We start from the raw sequence: 24,351 nt of genomic DNA, 5'->3' as shown, positions 1-24,351 counted from the left end.
GAGATTTGCTCCTGAACAGCTGATTTACCAGGCCACATCATCGAGCGTCTCCTCGCCGGTGTAGGGGGTGAGGTCTTCCTTGCGCCAGGGGTTATCGACGCGGGTGAGCTCCTCGGGATCGATGTGCATCCGGGTCTTCTGGCGCGGCAGATAGTGATTAGCCGGCTTGGTGCCCCATTCGGGCATGAGCTGGTAACCGCCGCGCTCGCGGATGGCGATCGAGACCTCGGAGTCTGGATCGTGCACATCGCCGAACAGGCGGGCGTTGGTCGGACAGGCCAACACACAGGCCGGCTTGCGATCGCGCTCGGGGAGCTTGGTATCGGTGATGCGGTCGATGCAGAGCGTGCATTTCTTCATGACCCGCTGCTGGGCATCGAGCTCGCGCGCCCCGTAGGGACAGGCCCAGGCGCAGTATTTGCAGCCGATGCACTTGTCATAGTCGACCAGCACCACGCCGTTGTCCGGGCGCTTGTAGGAGGCGCCGGTCGGACACACGGGCACACAGGGGGGCTCTTCGCAGTGCAGACAGCTCTTGGGGAAGTGCACCGTCTCGGTATGGGGGAAGTTGCCGACCTCGAAGGTCTGGACCCGATTGAAAAAGGTGCCGGTCGGTGATCCTTCATAGGGGTGGTAATCGCTCAGCGGACCGGCCCAGCCCGAGGTGTTCCACTCCTTGCATGAGGTCACGCAGGCATGGCAGCCGACGCAGACGTTGAGATCGATGACGAGGGCAAGTTGAGTCATGGGGTCTGCTTCCCGAAGATACCGGCGACATAGGCCTGCCACTTGCCGCGCTTCTTTTCCTGACCCGGGAGGCGCGGCATGGGCGCAAACTGGGGTGCGGTGAGCCTGGGTTCATCCGGGGCGGCCTTGTAGACCCGCACCCGCACGTCAAACCAAGCCGCCTGGCCGGTCACAGGGTCAGCGTTGGAGAGGTGTTCACCGGACTCGTGGGCGGGCAGCTCCTCGCTGATGACATGGTTGAGCAGGAAGCCCTTGCGCGCCTCGTCGGCATCCGGCGCCAGCCCCCAGGCGCCCGCCGCCTTGCCGATGGCGTTCCAGGTCCAGACGGTCCCCGGCTCCACGGCCTCGGAGAAGCGACACAGACAGCGCACCTTGCCGTGCGGCGACTCGACCCAGACCCAGTCGCCGTCCTTGAAGCCGTTGGCCAGACCGACCGTCGGGCTCAGAAACAGATAGTTGTGGCTATGGATCTGTCTGAGCCAGGCGTTCTGGCTGTCCCAGGAGTGATACATGGCCATGGGGCGCTGGGTGATCGCATTGAGCGGATAGCGTTGCGTATCCGTGAAGCGCGATTCCAGCGGTTCGTAATAGAAGGGCAAGGGGTCAAAATAGGTCGCGACCCGCTGGCGCAGACGCTCGGGCGGCTGCCGACCGGGACGCTTGCCCTGGGCGGCAAGCCGGAAACGCTGCAACACCTCGGAATACAGATGCAGGGTGATCGGCTCGGCATAGCGGATCATGCCGTGGGCACGCGCCCAGTGCAGATAGCCCTTGTTCCAGTTACGCATGTATTGATAGCTGCGCGGCAGCTCGTAATGGAAGACGCAACCGTTCTGGGCGTACATCTCCCACTGATGCGGATTGGGTTCACCCTTGAGGAACTGATCACCGCTCTTGCCCCGCCAGCCGGCCAGAAAGCCGATGCCTGAGCCGGGCGAGGTCTCATAGTTGACGATGAAATCCGGATAGTTGCGATACTTGCGACTGCCGTCCGGATTGGTGAAGGCCGGCAGTTTGAGACGCGAGCCGAGCTCGATCAGCACCTCCTGGAACGGCTTGCACTCGCCCTTGGGCGGCAGGACTGGGATGCGCACGGCATCGACCGGGCCGTCGTATTCCGAGATCGGGCGGTCGAGCATCGACAGCACGTCGTGGCGTTCCAGATAGGTGGTATCTGGCAACACCAGGTCGGCAAAGGCCACAGTCTCGGAGGCAAAGGTGTCGCACACCACCAGGAACGGGATCTTGTATTCGCCATTCGGGTGCTTGTCGACCAGCATCTTGCGCACCTCGACCGTGTTCATGGTCGAGTTCCAGGCCATGTTGGCCATGAACAGGAACAGGGTATCGATCGGGTAAGGGTCGCCGCGCCAGGCATTGGTGATGACATTGTGCATCAGGCCGTGCACCGAGAGCGGATACTCCCATGAAAAGGCCTTGTCGATGCGCAAGGGTTCGCCCTCGGCATCGACGAACAGATCCTCGGGCTTGGACGGCCAGCCGAGCGGCATGCCGTCGAGCGGGGTGTTTGGCTGGACGGCCGCGGGGCCATGCGGCGGCTTCGGACAGGGCGGGATCGGACGCGGATAGGGCGCCCGGTGTCTGAATCCACCTGGACGGTCGATGGTGCCGAGCACGGTCATCAGCACGCCGAGCGCCCGGATGGTCTGGAAGCCGTTTGAGTGCGCCGCCAGGCCACGCATGGCGTGGAAGGCAACGGGGTTACCGGTGACGGACTCGTGTTCCTCGTCCCAGCAGTCGGTCCACTTGATCGGCAGCTCGATCTTGTGGTCGCGCGCGGTCACGCCCATCTCGTGGGCCAGGCGGCGGATGGTCTCGGGCGGGATGCCGGTGATGGGCGCCGCCCATTCGGGGGTGTACTGCTCCAGACGCTCCTTGAGCAACTGGAAGGCCGGCTTGACCGGGGTGCCATCGGGCAGGACATAGCGGCCCATCAGGCGCGGGTCGGCGCCTGGGGTATGGGTGCTGATTGGGCCATTGAGCTCGCGATCCCACCAGAGCTTGTTCTGCGGATCGAAACAATCGGGCTCGACGTGCATCTCGGCACGATAAAACAGGCCGTGGTCATCGCGGCTCGGGTCGTCGATCACCAGCTCGGCGGCATTGGTATAGCGCACCAGAAACTCGCGGTCGAACAGCCCCTTGTCCAGGATCTCGCGGGTGATGGCCAAGAGCAGGGCCCCGTCGGTCCCGGGTTTGATCGGGACCCATTCATCGGCGATGGCGGCATAGCCGGTACGCACCGGATTGATCGCGATGAAGCGCCCGCCGCGGCGCTTGAACGCCGAGATGGCGATCTTGAGCGGATTGGAGTGATGGTCCTCGGCGGTGCCGATCATCACGAACAGCTTGGCGCGTTCCAGATCCGGGCCACCGAACTCCCAGAACGAACCGCCGATGGTATAGATCAGGCCCGCCGCCATATTGACCGAGCAAAATCCGCCGTGCGCGGCATAGTTGGGCGTGCCGTACTGCTTCGCGAACAGACCGGTGAGTGCCTGCATCTGGTCGCGCCCGGTAAAGAGGGCAAACTTCTTCGGATCTTCGGCGCGCAGCCTGGCCAGCCGCTCCTCCAGCATCCTGAAGGCCTCGTCCCAAGAGACGACCTCGAAGGCGCTCGTGCCGCGCTCGGCATTGGCCTTGCGGCGTAGCGGCTGGGTGAGCCGTGCCGGCGAGTACTGCTTCATGATCCCCGAGCTGCCCTTGGCACAGATCACACCCTGGTTCAGCGGATGCTTGGGGTTGCCGTCGATGTAGCGCACCTCGCCATCGCGCAGATGCACCCGGATCCCGCACCGGCACGCGCACATGTAACAGGTCGTCTCCTTGACCTCGACGCGACCAACGAGGCTGTCCGAGTAACTGGCTGGATCCTGCATGGGGAGCACCTTTCACGGGGGATGACAGACGAGACAATCGCCGCATTCTAATCGTCAAACATCCGTGGTTTCAAACCCATGCAATACTCAGTATTTCGAGCATCTGGCGATGCACGCAATGAAAAGGCCGCACACGGCGGCCTCTTTCGAGCGGAGGAAGCAAAGGGGGCGGATCAGGCGGCGGCGCGGTACTCGGGGGGCAGCCAGGCGCTCAGACGTTCGCGCTCCTGCTCGATGTCAACGGTGAAGAAATGATTCAGGACCTCCAGCGCCTCGGTCAGATCCTGGCACGGCCACTCGTTGGTGACGGTGCGGCAGTTCCAATCCTCGACATGGAAGCAGTAGTGGCCACCCTTGGCCGCGCTCTCGGCATCGAAGCGTAGTTGATAGCCGGTAGAGGTCTCGGGATCCCACTTGTAGCGGATCGTATTTTGGTTGGATTCGAACATGTCTTGGCCTTCGTCGCAAAAATCATCTGTAGACTGCTGGTATCCACACATAAACCACTGATGGGGTTCATCGCACTGAGATCGAGTCATGCACGCAACAGCGTGTGTCTCATTTCAGCTGCATACAGCAATCCATGTCTTCATTCTAGTACATGAATGCAGCACACAACAACCGCCCTCTGTCCAGATTTTGTGCAAAAAACGTGATCTTTTAGACGATTTTGAAAGCCAGCATGCTTTGTGTAGAATTTACAACAGCAATTGGCGCAGTGGGGATGCGTGTTTTTTTGCAACACCTCAAGCGACCCCTCGAACGGCCCTCGGTGCCTCTTGAAGTGCCAAGGCGCCTGAGGCCAGACAGTGATGACCGGCGCCTGTCCCGCCGCCTTGACCACTCAGGTACGTGACCCCCGCTGAAATCCAGCATCCACACCACACGGAAGACTCCATGGCCACCTATTTCGTCTCCCGCCATCCTGGCGCCCATGACTGGGCCGCTAAGGAAGGCCTCGAGGTCGATGCGGTCATCCCGCACCTCGACCCGGCCATCATCCAGCCGGGCGACATCGTCATCGGGACGCTGCCGGTGAATCTGGCCGGCGAGGTCTGCGCGCGCGGCGGGCGTTACCTGAATCTATCGCTGGATCTGCCGCCCGAGCTCCGCGGTCAGGAACTGAGCACCGAGCAGATACGCGCCTGTGGCGCGCGGATCGAGGAATACCGCATCACGCGCGTTGATGCCGATGGAAGCCGCTGCAAGCTTGTGACGCCCGCCTGAGACGGGAAAACACCGTTAATTAGGCACACTGAACAACGCCCGCGTTCTTGGCCGCCGGTTCAGGCGGTGGGGGATTCGATGTCGAGCCGGCTGGCCGTGTTTGCCTATGACATCCGCGATGATCGTGTGCGTCGGCACGCGCTCGAGACCCTGCGTGAATGGCGTCTCGATGGGCAGTTGTCGGTGCATGAGTGTCAGGTCGACGCCATTGAGGCACGGCGGCTGTTCGAGCAACTCAGCAATGCACTCGACCCGGCCACGGATGCCTGGCTGTTCACCTGGGTCGAAGGGCATCGCGCCGTGTTGGCCCGTGGCAAGGGTCGCACCACGGCGCTTCAGGATGGCCTACTGCTGGCCGCCTGACTCTATCCACTGTCTGGAGGCGTTGCATGTCCCAGTGCGGTTGGTATCTGCTTGCCTACGACATCGCCGATCCACGCCGCTTGCAGCGGCTGCATCGGGCCGTGCGTCGCGAAGGGATCGCGCTGCAACGCTCGGTCTTTCTGGTGCAGGGCACCGAGTCTGCGATCGAGGCCCTGATCGATCGGCTGGAGGCCCTGATGGATGTGGCCGAGGACGATCTGCGCGCCTATCCGGTCGCCGCGCCCTCGGCGCTCTGGCTACGCGGACAGTGCGTCGTCCAGGGGCATCTGTTGGGCGATGGCGAAGCGGCTACCGCCGAATCACGCCCCAGCGCGCCCGGCTGGCGGACACTGACCACGCCGACACCTCCCCTACTTCCGTTCACCCGGAGCCCCACATGAACGCCCAACTGCTGCTCGTCATCGACCACCGCGACACGCAACTGACGCTCGACGGCGGCGCCCTTCGCTTAGCCACGCCCGGCGCCAAGCCGCGCCATATCCCGCTTGGCGTGCTCGGGCTGGTGGTGGTGCATGGACGCGCCCTGGTCGGTTGCGATGTCTGGCGGGCGTTGGCCGAGCGCGGGATTCCGGCTGTCCTGCAACCGGGGCGCGGATCTGGGGCCTGTGCCTGGATGGGGCCGGCACTGGGGGCGACGGGCGTCGTGCGCGCGGCCCAGCATCGGGCGGCTGAACAGATCGAGCGGCGCCTGATGTTGGCGCGGGATCTGATCGCGGCCAAGCTCTTGGCTCAGGCGCGCGTCATCGAACGTCTGCCCCTGGCCTCGGATCCGCCCGAGGCCCGGGCGGCGGTGCGTCGTCAGCAAGACATGGCGCTTGCCCGACTGGGTCAGGCATCGAGCACAACGGAAGTCATGGGACTTGAAGGCGCGGCGGCCGCGGCCTGGTTCCAGTGGCTGTCGCTTTGGCTGTCGCCGAGGTGGGGATTCAAGGGGCGCAATCGCCGTCCGCCCCGTGATCCGGTCAATGCCCTACTCTCGCTCGGCTATACCCTGCTCAGCGGGGAGATGCTGGCGGTCATTCAGCAACAGGGACTCGACCCGGCGCGCGGACTGCTGCATGAGCTGGCTCCCGGACGCGAATCCCTGGTGCTCGATCTGATCGAACCCCTCCGTCCTTCTGTCGATCTGGTGATTCTTGGGATGCTGGATCGTCTGCTCACCCCCGAGGATTTCACCAACAGCCCTGAGGACGGATGCCGGTTATCGAAGGAGGCGCGCCGGCGCTTCTACCAAGCCTGGGCACAGGCCCGGCAGGACTGGCCCGATCTACAGGCGACGCTGGAAGATGAGCGCGCGAGGACCGTGGTCAGCCTCACACAACTGTGCCGTCGTCAGACCGAGGTCTTGCATCAGGTACTCAAGCCGGTCATGACGCAATACAGCCAGGGCGATGAATTCAGCCTGGAGTTCTGAAAGGGAGGTCGGGATGCGAGCGTTAAAAGACTTGATTCAAGCCCCAAGTTCGATATTATCGAGCGCGGCTGACACGGCCACTCTGACCCCGAAATCTGTTGTATTTTTGGTCAAAACTTGACCTAACTTTTTTGCCGACTCTCTGTGTATGCTTGAGCTTGTCTATCAGATTGATTTTTCAAGCAAAAGTTATCCACAAGGGGTTCGCATCGAGACCCGCTTTTGAGGGGATTAAGACCACTGGCGGCGCCCTGATCGGGGCGGACGGCAAGAGTTCGCATCGAGACCCGCTTTTGAGGGGATTAAGACTTTACCGCCAGCCCAGACTTTGACTCCATATAAAGTTCGCATCGAGACCCGCTTTTGAGGGGATTAAGACCATTGGTCACGACCTCAATTTGACATTGCCTATCCGTTCGCATCGAGACCCGCTTTTGAGGGGATTAAGACCGGGATGCATTAATGGAATGGATCCGCTCCGCCCGTTCGCATCGAGACCCGCTTTTGAGGGGATTATTGAAGGTGGCCCATAAAGACCATCGGGCCAAAAGACTGCAACACGCCTCGAGCAGTCTTCCGGGAAGGCGCGAACGATAGAACGATTTCAAGCCCTGGCTCTGTCAAAAGTGGATCTCGGCAAAGCGGGTCGGCAGGTCTGTAGGAGCGCCTTCAGGCGAGATATCAACTGCCAAGATCGCGGCTAAAGCCGCTCCTACGGATGCGTTCGCGGGGTGGCGATATCAGCCGCCAAGATCGCGGCTAAAGCCGCTCCTACGGATGCGTTCGCGGGGTAGCGATATCAACTGCCAAGATCGCGGCTAAAGCCGCTCCTACGGATGCGTTCGCGGGGTGGCGATATCAACTGCCAAGATCGCGGCTAAAGCCGGCTCCTACGGATGCGTTCGCGGGGTAGCGATATCAACTGCCAAGATCGACACCACGAGCGCCATCTGTCCCTGCAGACCCGATGGCGCGTGCAACTTCCGCGAGGATGGCTCCTGAATCCTCGCCCCGATCCGACCAGGGATGGACGGATCAGCTCCCGATCCGCGCCTTCAGTCGCGCCAGACGGTCACTGGCCGACTGCGGAGCCGGCCCCCTGCCGCTGGCCGCTGCCAGGGCCGCGGCGATATTAGGATCGTCCTGTTCGGGGCGTGTGGGCGCAAGGAGCTTGGCCTTCAGGCTCGCCGCCTCGGCCTGAGCCAGATCGCGCGCGGCGGCCTCATTCATCGCCTTCAAGGCCACACTCAGGCCGCTGGTGGCGCCGCTCAGTCCGGCGGCACGGCGCGCCGCCTCGGCCTGACGCTCGGCCTGTTCGCGTTGCTGTTCGGCACGGCGCATGTCGCGCTCGGCACGTTCTAGTTGGCGACGCGCCTCCTTGAGCTTGGAACCCGCCTCGTTGTAGGTCTGTTCCAGCATCGCCAGAAACTCCTGGGCATCCTTGGCTTCGCTGGCCTCACGTTCCACGTCCGGCGCCATCTGTTCGAGCAGATCGAGCAGGGTGTTTAGGCTTTGTTCGAGCCCCGCGCGGCGGGTCGGGTCGATCTCGGCGGCGATCTGACCTTGCAGCACCTCGGCGGCAGCCAGGCGTTGATCGAGCAGTTTTTGAATGGCGTCGGCCTCCTGCTTTTCGCGCTCATAGGCTGCACGCGCCTGGGCGACCTCCAGACCCAGTGCGTCGAGATGCTCTTCCATGGCGCGCAGCTCGGCCTCGGTCGCGCCCTTGGGATCCCAACGTACCAGGGCCTCGATCCCGCTCTGGACGACCTGATCGGCCTTGACCCCGGCAAAGTGACGGATGAAATTGAACATAAACGGTCGCTCCTGATGATTCAGATCGGTTGTTTGAGGATGGAAAGACAGGGGTTGGGGTCCGCTCAACCAGCCATGGCGCCGGCGTTCAACAGCGCAACCGCTACCTGTACCCCGACCAGCAAGGCAGCCGCCGCGACATTGCCAGACTCGATGGATGCGCGCAGATCACGGAACAGGAGGACGAAGACCCCAAAGGTCAGCAACTGGATCAGCACCGCCACGCTCCCCCACAGCAGGATGTCGAGCCAGACGCCGCTGGTGGCCAGGGTCGCGGCCAGCGGGATGGCCAGCGCCACCCAGGCGCCGCCGAGCGTCAGACCGGCCGCCGCATTGCCCTGCCGGATCAGGGCGCGCTCGTGATAGGGCGTGATCAGGGCATAGCCGCCCACACCCACCACCAGGAGCGCCAGCGTGGTGAGGAAATGCAGTAACAGGATCGGCAGTCCGCTGTTGAGCGTCTGCCACAGGATATCGAGGGTTTCGGTCACGGGAGGGACTCCAGGATGTTGCGGGCAGGAGGTTCGTTACGAGCGCGGTGGTCAGCTCAGGTTCAGGCCGGCGACGGGGATATCGATGCCGACATGCAGCGACACCCAGGCGGCATCGCCCTGCTCGTTGGCGGCCACCAGCAGATATTCGGTCATGGGCGCCGGTGGCTGGGCGCCGGTGGCGCGCGCATAGAGCATGGCCTGTTGGCGGCAGGGCTCGATTTCAGTGCCGTCGGTAGTATCCAGGGTCTCGCGCAGCACATAGGGTTCAAGGCGCGTCTCGCCGGGCGACCACAGACGCCGATAGAGCTGACCGTCTTTGGTCTGAAACTCCGGCCAGCCGATCAGCCCCTCAAAGCGATCGAGCCAGACGGCCCATTCATCGGCGTTGGCCGGCGTGACCTCATCGAGCCACGAAAAATAGCGACACTCATCCGGCTGACCCTTCCCATCCAGATGGACCTGGAAGAAGGCCGCGCCGCCCGAGATATAGAGCCGATACCAGGTCACGCTTGGCCCCCTGACCTCACCCAGACGCTCGACCGAGATCAGACCACTGCCGCTCGCCGCCTGCGGCGCTCGTACCTTGGTGAAGGACTCAGACAGGATGAACAGTGACGGATCGACCGGTAGGGTCATGCCGATTCGGAACCAGTCGGGACGATAGGCCGCTTGCGCACCCCTGCGTCCAGTCGGTTTTAGCACGGACCGACGCAAAGCGACATCGCCGAAAAAGCGCCGCCAGAGCAGGATGACGAGCACGGCAGCGATGAGCAGGAGGAACAACGCCGTCAGCAGTGCACCGAATGGAAATTCAGTCGATGTGGATTCGAGGCTTGGGGCCGGGTAATTGGGATCGCGCGGTCCCGAGATGTCATCCAGCCGGTTGTCGAGCTCATCGAGACGATGTGCCAGTTCTGGATCATCGAGTGCCAGCCGCTCGGCCTCGGCGCGCCACTGAAGATAGCCTGGATCCTGGGCGTGATGGTAAAAGAATTCGGCATGTCCGGGTTGCGATAGGGTTTCGAGCAGCCCCCAGAGCAGGACGGCACTCCAGGGTCCGAAGTGAGGCGAGGAGTTTGCCAACCAATTGGCCGGAACCGGATGGCGCGCCTCTGAGGCAGAGGACGTACGGCGAGACCAGGAGGCGCTGCCAAGGATCGGGTCATGAGTCGAGGGTCGGCGCGGCGCGCTCGGCGTCGTCGAGGTCGAGGGACGATTCCAGATCGTTTCGATCGCCGGTCCCTTGGGCTCGCTCCGGTGGCGGAAATCGTCGAGCGCGGGCTGGGAACCCTGACGCGAGAGGGCCTGATCGACGGCACTGCCCCGCGGTGCCGGATTGGCGCCAGTCGCTGTCGATACGGGGGTCGGACGGCTGTAACCGCCGCTGACCGATGGGGTGCGTGAGGTAGCACTTGGGCGCGTCGAGGGCGTGCGCTGGCTCAGACGCGATGAGGGGTGCGAATAGCCGCTACTGGAAGGGCCCTTCTTGGCCCAGGCATCCACTGGGTTCAGCAACCCGATGGTCACCTCCAGGATGAGTATCAGGACGAGCGTCGGAGTCAGACGGTGCATCGTCATCAAGACCTGGGGCCAAAGATTGGCACGTTGATTACAGACATTATGGGCGCAATCCGGTTAAGCTGACCACAATCACGAACCCGGCCATTTGCTCCCTGTGAGCGGCTTGATGCAACCGCCATGAATAAACCCGACCGACTCATCACCGCCGAAGTCATCAGCGAAGATACAGCCATCGACCGCGCCATCCGTCCACGGCGATTTGTCGACTATGTCGGTCAAGCGGCGGTGCGCGAACAGTTGGAGATCTTCATCGCTGCCGCACGCGCGCGCAAGGAGGCGCTCGACCATGTGCTGATCTTCGGCCCGCCTGGACTGGGCAAGACCACGCTTGCCCACATCATCGCCCAGGAGATGCAGGTCAACCTCCGTCAAACCTCGGGACCCGTGCTGGAAAAGCCCGGCGACCTGGCCGCGCTCCTGACCAACCTCGAACCAGGCGATGTGCTCTTCATCGACGAAATCCATCGCCTGAGTCCAGTGGTCGAGGAGGTGCTCTATCCGGCGATGGAGGACTATCAGCTCGATATCATGATCGGCGAGGGCCCAGCGGCGCGCTCGATCAAGCTCGACCTGCCACCCTTTACCCTGGTCGGCGCGACGACCCGCGCCGGACTCCTGACCTCGCCCTTGCGCGATCGTTTCGGCATTGTGCAGCGGCTCGAATACTATTCGTCCGCGGATCTGACCCAGATCGTGCGCCGTTCGGCCCAGATCCTCGGCATCGAGGCCGAACCCGAAGGCGCCGCCGAGATCGCCCGCCGTTCGCGCGGTACACCGCGGATCGCCAACCGGCTGCTGCGCCGGGTTCGCGACTATGCCCAGGTGCGCGGCGATGGCCGAATCGATGCCGCGATCGCCGACCAGGCCCTGACCATGCTCAAGGTCGATGCACTGGGCTTCGATCATATGGACCGCCGCCTGCTTTCAGCGGTAATCGAGAAGTTCGACGGCGGCCCGGTCGGGGTCGAGAGCCTGGCAGCGGCCATCGGCGAGGAGCGCGGCACCATCGAGGACGTGCTAGAACCCTTCCTCATCCAGCAGGGCTTTCTGATCCGCACCCCGCGCGGGCGCATGGCCACCCAGTCGGCCTACCGGCATCTCGGGCTCAGTCCAGCACGGGCGCCGCTGCCGGGTGTCACGACAGATCTCTTTGACGCACCGTCTGAAACCCTCGCCGAGCCGCCGGAAACTCGTTACCCTGTGCCATCCCAAAACCTTGAACAGATGTCATAGAGTCGATCGCAGCCATGGCTAGGTTCTGGAAACGCGAACCCAAGACGGTAACCAGTGAGACACCGCCCACGCCACCCGACCCAGAGACCCATGCCGAGCTAGAACGGTCGGCGCTCGATCAGCTCGCCTTGGTGCTGCGAATCTGGGCCAAATATGCCTTTGATCTCGACGACATCAAGGCCACAACCCTGGCCGAACAGCTTGAACGCTGGAGCCAGCATGTCCTCACCGCTGTGTCACTGGATGCCGCCCAGGGCCAGGCCAGGTCCGAGGAGGTCGCACATCCGAGCGCACGCCGCGACTGGAACGGTCTGCGCGACTTCGTCACCCGGGTCCGGCGCGGTGAGCAGTCCTATGTCAACCGCCAGATCCTGGGGATCCGCCAGGTCATGGGCGAGTTCTTGCAGACACTGGGACAGGTGCTCGCCGACGACAAAGAGGATCAGGCCAAGGTCATGCAGGTGATCGAGCAGCTGCGCACGACGATCGAGACCAATGCCCCGCTCGAGATCCTAAGCCGCACGGCGATGCATGCCCTCGAGTCGATCACCGAGATCACCCGCGAGCGCGCACGGCGCAACCAGGGACTGCTCCAAGACCTGACCGGCAAGCTCGAATCGCTCCAGGGTGAGCTGGACGCGGCCCAACGCGAAATCAATCTCGATGGCCTGACGCGACTCTATAACCGCAAGGCTTTCGACCGCCAGCTTGAACGGGTATTCGAGCTCTGCAAGCTCTCGGGTCAGCCGGCCTGTCTACTGATGATCGATGCCGATCATTTCAAACGCATCAACGACACCTACGGCCATCCGGCCGGCGATACGGTCCTCAAACAGCTCGCCAACTGCTGCACCAAGGCCTTTCCACGCAAGAGCGATTTCGTCGCACGCTATGGTGGCGAGGAGTTCGCCGCCATCCTGCAGGATACGGCGCTCAAGGACGCCCTGCCGCTCGCCCAGCGCCTGCTCGATACGGTGCGCATCATGCGCATCGAGCACGAGGGCCTGGAGCTCGAGATTACGGTCTCGATCGGGCTCGCCGAGCTCGGCGCGCACCCCAGCCCTGAGCACTGGCTCAAGACCGCCGATGGTGCACTCTATGCCGCCAAGCAAGGCGGACGCGATCGGATCGTTACGGTTTAGACTGAGGGGGCCGACCTTGAAGGCCCGGCACCGAACCTTGCGCGCGGCAGCTCAATGCCCGACCAGTTTATCGCCCTGGCCGCGGTGCGAAATACGATCGAGGATCCCCATCAGCAGCGCCGAGACGACGAAGGTCAGATGCATGATGACGTACCACTTCAGCTTGTCGTTCTCGATCTGAGGGATGTTGACGAAGACCTGGAGCAGATGGATCGAGGAGATGGCCACGATCGAGGCGGCGACCTTGAGCTTGAGCGTGCCGGCGTCGAGCTTGCCGAGCCAGTCGAGCTGGTCGTCGCCCTCGCGCACATCGATGCGCGAGACGAAGTTCTCATAGCCCGAGAACATCACCATCACCAACAGGCTGCCCACCAGCGACAGATCGATCAGCGCCAGGATGCGCAGCACCATGTCCGACTCGCTCATCTCCAGGATGTGTTCAAAGAGGTGATAGATCTCCTGGAAGAACTTGATGGCAAGCGCGATCAGCACCAGCGAGAGCGCCAGATAGACGGGTGCCAGCAGCCAGCGGCTGGCGTAGAGCAGACGTTCGATGATGCGTTCGAGCACGCGGTGACTCCTGGGTTTAGTGTGGGGATGGGTGACTGGCGCGGCGTCGGCGCGCCTATTCTAAGCGGCTTTTCGGGCGCGTCTAGCTCCAAGATCCGGGTGAGAACGAGTCTGGCTGAAGACTAGAAATGAGGTTTTTTGTCCCAGATCATGGCGGATGGATCGGATTATCGCCAAGATTGGGTTGTTTCATTCAAAGCCCCGGAGTCAACCCGATGCCAGCCTTGCTTGGACTCGCCTTGATCCTGCTGCTTGCCGGTGCGTGCGGTGCAACAGGTGCGCATGCCCAGGGCCATCCGCTGTCGCCCCTGGCCCGACCGGCCTCGGAACAGGTCTCAGGCCCCCTGACCGGAGGGACCGCCGATCACACCAAGTTCGAGATCCTCAAGCAGCCCTTTGCCACCGGATCCGAGGTCACCCAGGCCTGCCTGAGCTGTCACACCGAGACCGGCAAGCACTTCATGAAGAACATCCATTGGACCTGGGAATACATCCATCCGGCGACCGGCCAGCGGCTCGGCAAGAGGCACCTGGTCAACAACTTTTGCACCAATGCGCGCGGCAATGAGGGCATGTGCGCCCAGTGTCACGCCGGTTATGGCTGGAAGGACGAGCGCTTCGACTTCAGCGATGAGACCAAGATCGACTGTCTGGTCTGTCACGATCGCACCGGGACCTATTACAAGCTGCCCAACAGCCCAGGGAGCCCCGCCTGTTCGGTGATGTTCGAGGGCAAACCTGCCATGGATCTGACCCGGATCGCCCAGAGCGTCGGTCTGCCCGAGCGCGCCAACTGCGGCACCTGCCACTTCAATGGCGGCGGCGGGGACAACGTCAAACACGGTGATCTCTCATCGGCCCTGAAAAATCCGCCGCGCACGCTCGATGTGCACATGGGCGTCGATGGTCTGAACTTCGCCTGCACCGCCTGTCACATCACCAACAAGCACCTGTGGGCCGGCAGTCGCTACCAGGTCGTGGCCAAGGATCTGGAAGGTACTGGATTGCCCGGCCAGCGTCGCGATGTGGCCAGCTGCGAGTCCTGCCACGGACTGGCCCCGCACAAGGTCGATTCGATCGCCTCCTTCAAGCGCAACGATCATATCGCAAGCCTCGCCTGTCAGACCTGTCACATCCCCGAATACGCGCGCGGCGGCGTGGCGACCATGACCCATTGGGACTGGCGCACCGCTGGACGAACGCGCGACGGTGTCGGCTATCACGAGCATGGCTACATCCAGGGCAACGGCGAGCACCGCTACACCTACAAGTCGATCAAGGGCAGCTTTACCTATGGCGAGAACCTGGTACCGATCTATCGTTGGTTTGATGGCCAGATGCACTACACCACCATCGAGACCCCGTTCGACATCGATCAGCAGCCGATCGCCATCAACGATTTTAGGGGCAGTCGCGAGGATGGACGCTCGCGCATCTGGCCGTTTAAGGTGATGCACACCTGGATGCCGGCCGACCTGGGCCGTGGCACCCTGGTCTATACCCATCTCTGGGGTGAGGACGACAGTGCCTACTGGGGCAACTACGACATGGGCAAGGCGATCGCGGTCGGCATGCAGAAGGCGGGACTGCCCTATTCCGGCCAATACGGCTTTGTTGAAACGGTCTCCTATTGGCCCATTACCCACATGGTTGCGCCCAAGGAGGACGCGCTCGGGTGCGAGTCCTGTCATACCCGAGGCGGACGCCTGGAGGGGCTCGAGGGACTCTATCTCCCGGGGCGGGATCACAATCGCCGGCTCGACCTGATCGGCATCCTGGCAGTCCTTGGCACCCTGGCCGCCATCCTCGGACACGCCCTGATCCGTATCCGTACATCGTTTAGAGGGCCGCAGTCATGACCATCCGGCGCGTCAAGATCTTCAGCCTGTTCGAGCGGTTCTGGCACTGGTCGCAGATGGCGCTCATCCTGGTGCTTCTGTTCTCTGGTTTCGGGATACACGGCTTTCATCGTCTGATCGGCTTCGAGACCGCCGTCACCCTACACACCCTGGCGGCCCTGCTGCTCTTGCTGCTGTGGGCCTTTAGCGTATTTTGGTTGTTTACGACCAAGACCTGGCGTCACTTCATCCCGACCTTTTCCGGGATGTGGCAGGTACTGCGCTTCTATAGCTACGGGATCTTCAAGGGCGAGCACCACCCCTATCGCAAGGCCTACTGGCGCAAACACAACCCGCTTCAGGCGTTCGCCTATCTGATGCTCAAGATCCTGATCTTTCCGCTCATCTGGATCACGGGACTGGCCTATCTGGGCTATTTTCTGTGGCGCGACCTGCCCCATGCCAGCGACTGGTTGACCGGGCTCGCCTATGTCCACACCGGCGCCGCCTATGCGATCCTGGTGTTCGTACTGGTGCATGTCTATATGCTGACGACCGGTCATTCATTCATCGCCCATCTCAAGCCCATGATCAATGGCTTCGACGACGTGGACCTGACCCCCGAGGAAGAGGCCTATCTGTTGAAGGACGAACCTGAGAACATCCGCTAAGCGCTTAGGGAGCGGATGGAGGCGTGCGGGCGTCCGGGATCGGCAGTATCCTGGACCGCCCTGGTCGTGGGGGAAGTGAGCGGCTTACGCCTTGCGCCCCGGCAGGCGTAGATCGGCCAGGCGTTCGAGGGCGCGGATCAGCGGCGTCCAACGCGCCGGTGGCTCGAAGGCGTCGAGGAAGTTTTTAAGATACAGCCCAAGCTCGGTATCACCCGACATGCGCAGCCGACGCTGGAAAAAGAGCGTATCGGCATCCTCGCGCCGGGCAGCCAACAGCAAGAATTCGTGCAGACCGCCGGCGATGCTGGCATCGGCCGGGCGCTCGTCGCCATAGCCCCTGATGCGCCCATTCTCCAGTCCCAGCCGATAGCGCAGCCCGAGGTCATCGATCTCGATCGCGATCCGCCGACCCTTGAGAAAATCGAGCTCACCCTCGGCCAGGGCCTCGTTCATGACCTGATTGAGGATGGCGGCCAGCGCACGGCTGTGTAGGGTGCCGGGCACCAGACGCAGTGGGAAGGCCAGTGGGTAGAGAAGACGCTGGATGACTGACATGGCGGAGATCCCGATCGAAGACGTTGCGAAGATGGCACGCGATTTTCCTCCTTCGACCCCGCTCGACACAAGCAGGCGCCGAGGCTGAAATAGCGGCAAGACGAATTTGCTCAAGACACCCGGAGTTTGACGATGGCGACGAGTCTATTGGCGCTGCTCGATGACATTGCGACCGTCTTGGACGACGTGGCCCTGCTTACCAAGGTCGCGGCGCGCAAGACGGCCAGCGTGCTCGGCGACGATCTGGCGCTCAATGCCGAGCAGGTGATGGGGGTACGCGCCGAGCGCGAGCTGCCCGTGGTCTGGGCCGTGGCCAAGGGATCGGCGGTCAACAAGCTGATCCTGGTCCCTCTGGCCCTGGCAATCAGTGCGCTTGCCCCCTGGGCGATCCTGCCTTTGCTGATGATCGGCGGACTCTATCTGTGCTACGAGGGGGCCGAGAAGATCGCGCACCGCCTGGGTCAGGGCGAAGATCGCAAGGCCCATCGCGCCGAGCTGACCGCCGCGCTCATCGACCCGACCGCCGATCTGGCGGAGGTTGAGCGCGCGAAGATCCGGGGCGCTATCCGCACCGATTTCGTACTCTCGGCCGAGATCATCGTGATCGCCCTCGGGACAGTCGAACAGGCGAGCCTTCTCATCCAGAGCCTGGTGCTGACCGGGATCGCGATCCTCATGACCCTCGGGGTCTATGGCCTGGTCGCCGGGATCGTCAAGCTCGACGACGCCGGACGCTTTCTCAGCCACACGCCCGGCACGGGCTGGTGGGCGGTCGCGACCCGCGCGTTCGGTGATCTCATGCTTCAGGCCGCGCCCTGGCTGATGAGGGCGCTGGCCGTTGCCGGTACCCTCGCCATGTTCCTGGTCGGCGGCGGCATCCTGGTCCACGGGGTTCAGATTCTGCATCATGCGATCGAGCATCTTGCAGACGCACTCGGCACGCTCGACTCCGTCGGGCCGCTGCTCGGCACGCTGATGCCCTTGGTCGCAAACGCCCTGGTCGGCCTGGCGGCGGGCACGGTCGTGCTGGCGGTCTGGATCTGGATCAAGGCCCGACTCGACAGGGCCAGAGCAGCCTGAGCTGAATGGATCGATCGACCAGGCGTACCCTGACCAGGCCTTTACCGATCACGGGTAAACAACCCTCGACTGAAGTCGAAGGCTTTATTGTAAGACGCAGCAAACATGGTTGACCGCATCCCCAACATTGGGCGTGTTTACAGCCGCCCTTGGCAGCGGGGCTCCACTGCCAATCCGGGCCAGGTTTCGACTGGCGTTACAGTCGGCGTGCGCCCGGAGACCACACTTGTCGCACACGAAACGATGCTTGACGCGCCGACCCAACGCCCCGCAGCAAGAACACGTCTGGCTGGTGTAGGCCGGATTGACGTATTCGACCGCGATTCCGGCAGCCTTACCCTTGTATTCGACAAAGGTCTGAAGTTGCCGGAAAGCCCAGCGATGCAGTCTCGCTCTCACGCGCTTGCCAGCCCGGATGCGGTCGCGGATATGGCACAAGTCTTCCATCACGATCTTGGAAGCACCAATGCGCCGCGCTTCGGCAACGATCGCTTTGCTCGTTTCGTGGTTGATGTGCGTCACACGTCGCCGCTCTTTGCCAGAGACCTGCCGCAGCTTCTGTTTGGCGCTTTGGCTGCCGTTGGACTGCAAACGACGACGAAGGGCAAGGTGGCAGTTGCGCTTGTGGCGCAGTTGCCCGCCGCCCCATACCTTGCCCGTGCTGGTGGCAGCGAGATTGTTTTCTCCGACATCCACGCCCATGACGGGGCTGGATGCAATGGGGTCCGCATCGTCGGACTCGACGACGAGGTTGAAATACCAGCGACCCTTGCGACAAACCAACTCGGCTTCTTTGGCCTTGCCCGAGGCCATGATGCGGCGCTGATGCTCGCCCAGCACCATCGGGACGGCGATGCGGCCAGAAAGGGTGTAGAGACTCAGGCACTCCCCTTTGATGGAGTATGTTCGCTTGTCGAAATGGACACTGGCGCGGTCGAAGTGCACTACAGGTGCGGGCTCGTCCTTCTTGATGCGACCGAGTTCCTTTTGCGCCTTGTAGGACTTACAGACCGAGAAGATGGCGTTGCAGACCATTTGCGAGCCCAGCGGTGTTTCCTCGCGCAGCCGGGCATAGGCCAACTGGTGCAGCGCCACGCGGTTCCAGCAGCGATGTTCGATCACCGTCGGCACCAAGCGGTTGCAGGCATCGGCATAAGCCGATTGCAGAGCCCCCAAGGCCGCCACTTGGTCCGGGCGAACATTCAGGCGAATCGAGGCGGTGCGCAGCATGGGTTATCGCCGCTTGGTGACGTGTTCGGATCGTTCGATGTAGCGCCGGATCGTCTCGGCGCTGACGTTACCTGCCGTGCCGACATAGTAGGAGGGCGACCACAGATGCCCGTCCAAAAGGCGGTTCTTGAGCCACGGAAACCGCTGAAACAGCTTGCGCGCCGTTGTCCCTTTCAGGATTTTTACGGCATCGGCCACAGCAATGGCAGGCGGGATGCTGACAAACAGGTGAACGTGGTCGGGCTGAATCTCTTTGGAGATCATCGGCCAGCCGCGCTCCGCGCAAATCGCATCCAGCATCGCCCCCATTTCCTCTGCCACCAGTCCCGTCAGTACATCTCGCCGATACTTCGGACACCAGATCACATGGTATGCCGTTTGATAGACGCAGTTCCTGTTGGTTACTATGTCAACCATGCGGTGTATTATACACCACATGGCGCGCTTCGCGCACCCGCCATTCCTCCCGCGACTCAAGTCGCGGGTTTCCTTGCGGAGGGTCTATGAAGGCAGCACGCTTTTACGACCTGCTTGACGCCAAGCGCGTCCGGTGCCGACTCTGTCCACACGACTGCATCATTCCCAATGGCGGACGCGGTGTCTGCGCCGTGCGCTACAACAGTCAGGGCGAGCTCTTCACACTGGTGGCCGATCGGGTCGTTTCGCGCTGCCTGGATCCGATCGAAAAGAAGCCGCTGTTCCATGTGTATCCAGGTTCGAGCACCTATTCGATCGCCACGGTCGGTTGCAATCTACGCTGTGAGTTCTGTCAGAACTGGCAGATCTCGCAGTGGCCGCGCGAGTGTCTGCCCAAACATCTGGACTCTGGCGAGACCCTAGCGACACAGGAGACTCCACTCTGTCCCCAACTGGCGCGACTCGGCGACCGCGTGCCGGGCGAGCCAGTGACGCCAGCGCAGATCCTGAGCGCAGCCCAGGCGTCCGGGGCAGTCTCCATCGCTTACACCTATACCGAGCCAACGATCTTCTATGAGTTGGCCTATGAGACGGCCTGTCTCGCCCGCCAAGCCGGATTGCTCAATCTCTTCGTCACCAACGGCTATATCGACGAGGCCCCACAGCGCGAACTGGCCAAGGTGCTGGATGCAGCCAATGTGGATCTTAAGTTCTTCCGCGACCAGAGCTATCGTCATCTCAGCCGCATCCGGCTCCAACCGGTGCTCGATGCCATCACGCGCTATCATGCGCTCGGGGTCTGGATCGAGATCACAACCCTGGTGATTCCTGGCATCAACGACTCCGACGAGGAACTGCGTGACATCGCACACTTCATCTATTCACTCTCGCCCGATATCCCCTGGCATGTCTCGCGGTTCCATGGGGCTTATTCCATGACCGATACCCCCCCAACGCCTGCAGCGACCCTGAGACGCGCCGCCAGGATCGGCCTGGAGGCTGGTTTGCGGTATGTCTATGTCGGCAATCTGCCCGGCGGCGGCGAGGACACCTACTGCCCTGGCTGTGGCGCGCGACTCATCCGCCGTCATGGTTTTCAACTCTTAGAGAACCGGATCCGCAACGGCGTCTGTCCGGACTGCCGAACCCCGGTGGCTGGGATTGGCCTGGGGGCGCCCTGACCTCGATCCGAACGAATCATCCCGTCAGGGCCGCGAACACCGCCGGCAACCGCTCGGGCAGCCGTTGGACATGATCGACGATCGCATAGCCGTTTTCGCCGAAGATGCGCGCCACATAGCGGTCGGCCTCGGGGTCGAGGGTCAGGCAGTAGGTGTGGATCCCCTTCATGCGCAGGTCCTCGACCGCCTTCTTGGCATCGTGACGCAGATATTGCGGATCGCGCTCGTCGATGTCGGCCGGCTCGCCATCGGTGATCAGCAGTACCAGCCGCTTCTGCGCCGGCTGCCGACCGAGATGCCAACCGGCATGACGCAGGGCCGCGCCCATGCGGGTCGAGAGTCCACCCCTCATCCCGGCCAGGCGTGACTTGGCCGCGTCGTCATAGGGCTGATCGAAGTCCTTGAAACGGTAGTATTGGACGTCGTGCCGCCCGTCGGAGGCAAAGCCATGCACGGCAAAGCTGTCCCCAATGGAATCGATCGCCCAGGCCAAAAGCCCCGTGGATTCGCGCGTCAGGTCCAGGATGCTCGGCGCCTCGTCATAGCCAGGTTCGCCCTCCTTGACCCCGACCTTCTCGTTGGTCGACTGCGACAGATCCATCAGCACCAGGATGGCAAGATCGCGCACATGGCGGGTGATGTGGATATTGATGCGCGGATCCGGCATCACCCCGCGCCGGATGTCGATCATGGCGCGCACCGCGGCGTTCAGATCCAGCTCCTCGCCTTCCTCATAGCCGCGCCGGCGCACGATGCCCTGCGGCTGGAGGGCATCGATCAGATGGCGGATACGACTGGCGACCGGCTTGTGCTTGGTCAGGATGGCCTCCATGGTCTTGGGGTCGCCGCGCCCCTGACGACGCTCGATCACGGTCGCCCAATCCGGGCGATAGAGCTGCACCTGATAGTCCCACTCCGGATAGTGATAGGGGTCGGAGACCGGCTCACGGCCTTCCAGCTCATTGATGGTGCAGCCCTCCTGATCGAGCCAGAAGGGTGTAGAGAGGGTCCAGATCTCCTGGGCATCGTCGCCGGCCAGCTCGCAATCGACCTCATTGACCATCTCCATGACGCTGACATTGCGCCGCACCTGATGTTGGCTGGCCGGCAGAGGGCCCAGACCGCGCGCGATGAACAGGTTTTCGTCGAAGTCCCAGACATAGTCGTTGTCGTCGCGATAGGGGATCGGCCAGTCTTCGAGAATGCGCAGACTGGGCAAGGGGCAGACCTGGACCACGCGGTTATAGAACTCGACCCCAGCGATCCAACTGATCCGGTTGTCCTCAGGCGACGCGGCGAAGGCGGCACGGAAGGCCTCGGCCGAGGCGTTGACGAGCGGCTCGGGGTCGCGAGAGTCGGCGTCCAGCAACGCCCGCGCCAGCCGCATCATCAGGTCCAGCAGCGGATGGCGCGCGATCTGCTCATCGCCCGCGGCGGGCGCCGTGAAGAACTGGAGCCAGAGTTTCTTCAATCCAGGAAAATCGCGGATCGCCAGCGCCTCGATGCGCGCGTCCTCGAACAGGCCGATGAGCACGCGCTGCGCCGGATTGAGCTGCTCGGCGCTCAGGGGCGCGGTGGTATAGACCAGGTGCGCGGCGCAGTGCGCAGCGGCGGCGCGATAGATCTCCATCCCCGGGATCCCGCGCCAGGTATCAAAGGCGTCGGGCAGATGGATCTGAAAATCCTCGATGAAGGGCTTGAGCCCCACGCGCGACTCATAGTCGCCCGAGGTCGGACGCATGAAGAAGGCCCGTCCCCAGAGCGCGCGCAGATAAAAATTGAGCTTGCGCTGGTTGTCGACGAAGAGCGTGCCGCGCCGCTCCTTCTGTAACACCGCACGCGAGGATTCGGTCTGGAGTCCGAAATAGGCCAGTTGACCATCCAGGTCGCGCGCATGGGCCTGCGCCCCCCACAGCGCCCAGCGCCTCAGGCCGCCGAGCGTGAGCTTGGAGAGCAGCTCGTCGATGTTCTCCATCATGGGTCGCAAGCCCCGCGGGGCCTTGCCCGCGAGCTGATGGAGCAGATTGAGATAGCCGCGCATCAACTCGATGTCGCCCAGGCGGCTGGCCGCCAAGGGCAGGGTCGCCATGATCATCAGGATCACGGTGCCCGAGGTGTGCGAGGCCAGTTTCATCAGGGCGCTGACGACATCCGGGATGATGTCCTCGCCGATCTCCTTGGCCACGCCCGGCATCTCCTGGACATAGGTCAGCACCAGATCCGGCCCCTTGTTGAGGTCGCACATGGCGCGGATGCCGGTCAGATAGTGTTCGAGCCCGCGCGGAGACATCACCCGCGCGGCCTCGTGATAGCTCGATTCCAGCGCCTGGGCATGCCCGTGCGCTGGATCGGCCTTGAGGCAGGCAAGGTATTGGCTGAAATCGATCGTCATCAGGGGTCCCCGTCCGGCCAGGTCCAGCCGCTCGTCAGTCGTCAGAAGTAGGTGTTGACCGCCGCATCCAGGGTGTCGCGCATATCGGGATCGTCGGTGAGCGGACGCACCAGGGCCATCTGGGCCGCTGCCCGCGGCTCGACGCCCTTGGCGATGAGCTGTGCGGCATAGACCAGGAGCCGGGTCGACATGCCCTCATCGAGCCCGTGACCCTTGAGGTTGCGGCTGCGATGCGCGATCTGCACCAGCCTTTCGGCCGTTGCCTGGTCAACCCCACCCTCGTGGGCGACGATCTCGGACTCGATCTCGGCGTTTGGATAGTCGAAATCGAGCGCGCCAAAGCGCTGTTTGGTGGACTGCTTCAGGTCCTTCATCAGGCTCTGATAGTTGGGGTTGTAGGAGATCACGATCTGGAAGTCGGGATGGGCGCGGACCAGCTCGCCCTTCTTTTCGAGTGGGAGTGTGCGTCTGTGGTCGGTGAGCGGGTGGATGACGACCGTGGTGTCCTGGCGCGCCTCGACCACCTCGTCGAGATAGCAGATGGCACCGATGCGCGCGGCCACCGTCAGCGGTCCGTCCTGCCACCTGGTGCCATTGATGTCGAGCAGGAAGCGCCCGACCAGGTCCGAGGCGGTCATGTCTTCGTTACAGGCCACGGTGATCAGCGGACGTCCGAGTCTCCAGGCCATGTATTCGACGAACCGGGTCTTGCCGCACCCAGTCGGCCCCTTGAGCATGACCGGCATGCGTGCGGAATAGGCCGCCTCGTAGAGCGCCACCTCGTTACCCACTGGTCGATAGTAAGGCTCGTGGTCGATCAGGAATTGATTGCGGTCGATGTCTGACATGGAAGCGATCCCCTAGCGGTGCGATGGGCGCACCAGTCATGTGGAAACAGGCCGACGAGTCGGCGCAAAGTCCGGACAAAACGAAGCCCCTGCCCCTTCGATGAGGAAGCAGGGGCGCGTGCCTAAAGCTGCCGGCGGAGATCGGGTACGCATGGCGTACCCGACCGATCGGTCGATCAGACCGGCTTGCCGCGATAGATGACCATCTCGGCGCCCTTGGTCTGAGCGTAGTTGTCGTAGCCGATCAGGCGCACGTGGTTGTTGGGGTGCGCCTTGTGGCAGGCCTCGGCCTCCTTGAGGATGGCATCGACATTGGTCTCGCCGAACATCGGCAGCTTCCACATGTACCAGTAGTGGTCGAAGGCATGCTCCGGCTCGGTGTGCTCGATGGCCGGGTTCCAGCCCTTGGAGACGATATACTCGACCTGCTTGCGGATGCGTTCGGCATCCATCGCCGGCAGGTAGGAGAAGGTCCCAAACTTGCGGCTGTTGACGTCTTCGAGGCTGGAGTTGTAATCCTGCATGTCGCTCATGGGTAGGGTGCTCCGGACTATTGGGGTTCAGGTTCGATGGTTTTAAGCGTCCAGCGATCAGCCTCCAGCGAGAAGAAGGTGCCCTGGCTGGTGGCTGAAAGC

At 62.7% G+C, this 24,351-nt stretch carries 23 protein-coding genes and 1 CRISPR repeat array; of the genes, 10 read left to right on the top strand and 13 right to left on the bottom strand.

All coding sequences use genetic code 11. The annotated features are described in order from the left end of the window. Positions 1-24: 24 nt before the first annotated feature. The 3 genes from soeB to E6P07_RS03380 all read right to left on the bottom strand — a co-directional run bounded on the left by soeB (position 25) and on the right by E6P07_RS03380 (position 4,096). Positions 25-747 (bottom strand): sulfite dehydrogenase subunit SoeB, encoded by a 723-nt coding sequence (soeB, locus tag E6P07_RS03390; RefSeq protein WP_153974316.1) that lies wholly within the window; start codon positions 745-747, stop codon positions 25-27. Then, positions 744-3,647, bottom strand: coding sequence for a sulfite dehydrogenase subunit SoeA (gene soeA / locus E6P07_RS03385; protein WP_153974315.1), 2,904 nt, complete (start codon positions 3,645-3,647; stop codon positions 744-746). The genes soeB and soeA overlap by 4 nt, the downstream gene beginning before the upstream one ends. A 173-nt stretch (positions 3,648-3,820) precedes the next feature. Next, positions 3,821-4,096, bottom strand: coding sequence for a hypothetical protein (locus tag E6P07_RS03380; protein WP_153974314.1), 276 nt, complete (start codon positions 4,094-4,096; stop codon positions 3,821-3,823). Positions 4,097-4,544: 448 nt separating this feature from the next. On the opposite strand from E6P07_RS03380, the gene csx16 reads away from it, so the two are divergent. From csx16 to cas1, 4 genes are all read left to right on the top strand, one after another. Then, the gene (gene csx16 / locus E6P07_RS03375) at positions 4,545-4,874 is read left to right on the top strand and encodes a CRISPR-associated protein Csx16 (protein ID WP_153974313.1); all 330 of its coding nucleotides are present in this window, start codon (positions 4,545-4,547) and stop codon (positions 4,872-4,874) included. A 78-nt stretch (positions 4,875-4,952) separates the two neighbouring features. Continuing rightward, positions 4,953-5,237, top strand: a complete 285-nt coding sequence (locus E6P07_RS03370) for a CRISPR-associated endonuclease Cas2 (RefSeq protein WP_153974312.1) — start codon at positions 4,953-4,955, stop codon at positions 5,235-5,237. Positions 5,238-5,263: 26 nt separating this feature from the next. Beyond that, a complete protein-coding gene (gene cas2, locus E6P07_RS03365) occupies positions 5,264-5,638 on the top strand; it encodes a CRISPR-associated endonuclease Cas2 (RefSeq protein WP_153974311.1) in 375 nt (124 codons plus the stop codon). After that, the gene (gene cas1, locus E6P07_RS03360) at positions 5,635-6,672 is read left to right on the top strand and encodes a CRISPR-associated endonuclease Cas1 (protein WP_153974310.1); all 1,038 of its coding nucleotides are present in this window, start codon (positions 5,635-5,637) and stop codon (positions 6,670-6,672) included. The genes cas2 and cas1 overlap by 4 nt, the downstream gene beginning before the upstream one ends. 202 nt (positions 6,673-6,874) lie before the next feature. Further along, positions 6,875-7,192: direct repeats of the CRISPR family, unit length 36 nt; unit sequence GTTCGCATCGAGACCCGCTTTTGAGGGGATTAAGAC. A gap of 515 nt (positions 7,193-7,707) precedes the next feature. Here cas1 and E6P07_RS03355 read toward each other — a convergent pair. The 3 genes from E6P07_RS03355 to E6P07_RS03345 form a co-directional block, all read right to left on the bottom strand. Continuing rightward, positions 7,708-8,484 (bottom strand): hypothetical protein, encoded by a 777-nt coding sequence (locus E6P07_RS03355; protein WP_153974309.1) that lies wholly within the window; start codon positions 8,482-8,484, stop codon positions 7,708-7,710. 65 nt (positions 8,485-8,549) lie between these two features. After that, the gene (locus tag E6P07_RS03350) at positions 8,550-8,975 is read right to left on the bottom strand and encodes a DUF350 domain-containing protein (protein WP_153974308.1); all 426 of its coding nucleotides are present in this window, start codon (positions 8,973-8,975) and stop codon (positions 8,550-8,552) included. A 51-nt stretch (positions 8,976-9,026) separates the two neighbouring features. Then, entirely contained in the window at positions 9,027-10,550 is a 1,524-nt protein-coding gene (locus E6P07_RS03345; RefSeq protein WP_162008593.1) for a DUF2491 family protein, read from the bottom strand. A 126-nt stretch (positions 10,551-10,676) separates the two neighbouring features. Here E6P07_RS03345 and ruvB point away from each other — a divergent pair, with 126 nt between their 5' ends. Continuing rightward, entirely contained in the window at positions 10,677-11,792 is a 1,116-nt protein-coding gene (ruvB, locus tag E6P07_RS03340; protein ID WP_153974306.1) for a Holliday junction branch migration DNA helicase RuvB, read from the top strand. Positions 11,793-11,806: 14 nt separating this feature from the next. Continuing rightward, entirely contained in the window at positions 11,807-12,934 is a 1,128-nt protein-coding gene (locus E6P07_RS03335; RefSeq protein WP_153974305.1) for a GGDEF domain-containing protein, read from the top strand. A gap of 51 nt (positions 12,935-12,985) precedes the next feature. Here the strand turns inward: E6P07_RS03335 and E6P07_RS03330 are convergent, their stop codons facing one another. After that, positions 12,986-13,504, bottom strand: a complete 519-nt coding sequence (locus tag E6P07_RS03330; protein ID WP_153974304.1) for a TIGR00645 family protein — start codon at positions 13,502-13,504, stop codon at positions 12,986-12,988. 215 nt (positions 13,505-13,719) lie between these two features. Here E6P07_RS03330 and E6P07_RS03325 point away from each other — a divergent pair, with 215 nt between their 5' ends. Continuing rightward, positions 13,720-15,363 carry a tetrathionate reductase family octaheme c-type cytochrome gene (locus E6P07_RS03325; protein ID WP_153974303.1) on the top strand — a complete coding sequence of 548 codons (1,644 nt, stop codon included), beginning with the start codon at positions 13,720-13,722 and terminating at the stop codon, positions 15,361-15,363. Then, positions 15,360-16,013, top strand: coding sequence for a cytochrome b/b6 domain-containing protein (locus E6P07_RS03320; RefSeq protein ID WP_153974302.1), 654 nt, complete (start codon positions 15,360-15,362; stop codon positions 16,011-16,013). The genes E6P07_RS03325 and E6P07_RS03320 overlap by 4 nt, the downstream gene beginning before the upstream one ends. Positions 16,014-16,097: 84 nt before the next feature. Here the strand turns inward: E6P07_RS03320 and ubiT are convergent, their stop codons facing one another. Then, a complete protein-coding gene (ubiT, locus tag E6P07_RS03315) occupies positions 16,098-16,568 on the bottom strand; it encodes a ubiquinone anaerobic biosynthesis accessory factor UbiT (RefSeq protein WP_153974301.1) in 471 nt (156 codons plus the stop codon). Between the two features lie 132 nt (positions 16,569-16,700). Here ubiT and E6P07_RS03310 point away from each other — a divergent pair, with 132 nt between their 5' ends. Further along, positions 16,701-17,648, top strand: coding sequence for a DUF808 domain-containing protein (locus tag E6P07_RS03310; RefSeq protein ID WP_153974300.1), 948 nt, complete (start codon positions 16,701-16,703; stop codon positions 17,646-17,648). Between the two features lie 84 nt (positions 17,649-17,732). Here E6P07_RS03310 and E6P07_RS03305 read toward each other — a convergent pair whose 3' ends face one another. Beyond that, the gene (locus tag E6P07_RS03305; RefSeq protein WP_153974299.1) at positions 17,733-18,878 is read right to left on the bottom strand and encodes an RNA-guided endonuclease InsQ/TnpB family protein; all 1,146 of its coding nucleotides are present in this window, start codon (positions 18,876-18,878) and stop codon (positions 17,733-17,735) included. 3 nt (positions 18,879-18,881) lie between these two features. Further along, positions 18,882-19,295 (bottom strand): IS200/IS605 family transposase, encoded by a 414-nt coding sequence (tnpA, locus tag E6P07_RS03300; protein WP_153974298.1) that lies wholly within the window; start codon positions 19,293-19,295, stop codon positions 18,882-18,884. 86 nt (positions 19,296-19,381) lie between these two features. Here tnpA and amrS point away from each other — a divergent pair, with 86 nt between their 5' ends. Then, positions 19,382-20,476: an AmmeMemoRadiSam system radical SAM enzyme gene (gene amrS / locus E6P07_RS03295; RefSeq protein WP_153974297.1), complete on the top strand. Its 1,095-nt coding sequence runs from the start codon at positions 19,382-19,384 to the stop codon at positions 20,474-20,476. Between the two features lie 16 nt (positions 20,477-20,492). Here the strand turns inward: amrS and E6P07_RS03290 are convergent, their stop codons facing one another. The 3 genes from E6P07_RS03290 to E6P07_RS03280 all read right to left on the bottom strand — a co-directional run bounded on the left by E6P07_RS03290 (position 20,493) and on the right by E6P07_RS03280 (position 24,249). Continuing rightward, positions 20,493-22,868, bottom strand: a complete 2,376-nt coding sequence (locus tag E6P07_RS03290) for a nitric oxide reductase activation protein NorD (RefSeq protein WP_153974296.1) — start codon at positions 22,866-22,868, stop codon at positions 20,493-20,495. Positions 22,869-22,909: 41 nt separating this feature from the next. Further along, complete coding sequence (locus E6P07_RS03285) at positions 22,910-23,716, bottom strand: CbbQ/NirQ/NorQ/GpvN family protein (RefSeq protein WP_153974295.1); 807 nt, start codon at positions 23,714-23,716, stop codon at positions 22,910-22,912. Between the two features lie 176 nt (positions 23,717-23,892). Next, complete coding sequence (locus E6P07_RS03280) at positions 23,893-24,249, bottom strand: ribulose bisphosphate carboxylase small subunit (RefSeq protein WP_153974294.1); 357 nt, start codon at positions 24,247-24,249, stop codon at positions 23,893-23,895. Positions 24,250-24,351: the final 102 nt, after the last annotated feature.

It is taken from the genome of Thermochromatium tepidum ATCC 43061, from assembly GCF_009664085.1.
GTDB lineage: Bacteria > Pseudomonadota > Gammaproteobacteria > Chromatiales > Chromatiaceae > Thermochromatium > Thermochromatium tepidum.
Note: the sequence above shows the minus strand (reverse complement) of the source record. Positions and strands in the feature narration are given on the sequence as shown.

What these genes read in the sequence shown, in the direction of transcription:
- soeB (WP_153974316.1), bottom strand. Translation starts at nt 747, where the DNA reads ATGACTCAACTTGCCCTCGTCATCGATCTCAACGTCTGCGTCGGCTGC.
- soeA (WP_153974315.1), bottom strand. Translation starts at nt 3,647, where the DNA reads ATGCAGGATCCAGCCAGTTACTCGGACAGCCTCGTTGGTCGCGTCGAG.
- E6P07_RS03380 (WP_153974314.1), bottom strand. Translation starts at nt 4,096, where the DNA reads ATGTTCGAATCCAACCAAAATACGATCCGCTACAAGTGGGATCCCGAG.
- csx16 (WP_153974313.1), top strand. Translation starts at nt 4,545, where the DNA reads ATGGCCACCTATTTCGTCTCCCGCCATCCTGGCGCCCATGACTGGGCC.
- E6P07_RS03370 (WP_153974312.1), top strand. Translation starts at nt 4,953, where the DNA reads ATGTCGAGCCGGCTGGCCGTGTTTGCCTATGACATCCGCGATGATCGT.
- cas2 (WP_153974311.1), top strand. Translation starts at nt 5,264, where the DNA reads ATGTCCCAGTGCGGTTGGTATCTGCTTGCCTACGACATCGCCGATCCA.
- cas1 (WP_153974310.1), top strand. Translation starts at nt 5,635, where the DNA reads ATGAACGCCCAACTGCTGCTCGTCATCGACCACCGCGACACGCAACTG.
- E6P07_RS03355 (WP_153974309.1), bottom strand. Translation starts at nt 8,484, where the DNA reads ATGTTCAATTTCATCCGTCACTTTGCCGGGGTCAAGGCCGATCAGGTC.
- E6P07_RS03345 (WP_162008593.1), bottom strand. Translation starts at nt 10,550, where the DNA reads ATGCACCGTCTGACTCCGACGCTCGTCCTGATACTCATCCTGGAGGTG.
- ruvB (WP_153974306.1), top strand. Translation starts at nt 10,677, where the DNA reads ATGAATAAACCCGACCGACTCATCACCGCCGAAGTCATCAGCGAAGAT.
- E6P07_RS03335 (WP_153974305.1), top strand. Translation starts at nt 11,807, where the DNA reads ATGGCTAGGTTCTGGAAACGCGAACCCAAGACGGTAACCAGTGAGACA.
- E6P07_RS03325 (WP_153974303.1), top strand. Translation starts at nt 13,720, where the DNA reads ATGCCAGCCTTGCTTGGACTCGCCTTGATCCTGCTGCTTGCCGGTGCG.
- E6P07_RS03320 (WP_153974302.1), top strand. Translation starts at nt 15,360, where the DNA reads ATGACCATCCGGCGCGTCAAGATCTTCAGCCTGTTCGAGCGGTTCTGG.
- ubiT (WP_153974301.1), bottom strand. Translation starts at nt 16,568, where the DNA reads ATGTCAGTCATCCAGCGTCTTCTCTACCCACTGGCCTTCCCACTGCGT.
- E6P07_RS03310 (WP_153974300.1), top strand. Translation starts at nt 16,701, where the DNA reads ATGGCGACGAGTCTATTGGCGCTGCTCGATGACATTGCGACCGTCTTG.
- E6P07_RS03305 (WP_153974299.1), bottom strand. Translation starts at nt 18,878, where the DNA reads ATGCTGCGCACCGCCTCGATTCGCCTGAATGTTCGCCCGGACCAAGTG.
- tnpA (WP_153974298.1), bottom strand. Translation starts at nt 19,295, where the DNA reads ATGGTTGACATAGTAACCAACAGGAACTGCGTCTATCAAACGGCATAC.
- amrS (WP_153974297.1), top strand. Translation starts at nt 19,382, where the DNA reads ATGAAGGCAGCACGCTTTTACGACCTGCTTGACGCCAAGCGCGTCCGG.
- E6P07_RS03290 (WP_153974296.1), bottom strand. Translation starts at nt 22,868, where the DNA reads ATGACGATCGATTTCAGCCAATACCTTGCCTGCCTCAAGGCCGATCCA.
- E6P07_RS03285 (WP_153974295.1), bottom strand. Translation starts at nt 23,716, where the DNA reads ATGTCAGACATCGACCGCAATCAATTCCTGATCGACCACGAGCCTTAC.
- E6P07_RS03280 (WP_153974294.1), bottom strand. Translation starts at nt 24,249, where the DNA reads ATGAGCGACATGCAGGATTACAACTCCAGCCTCGAAGACGTCAACAGC.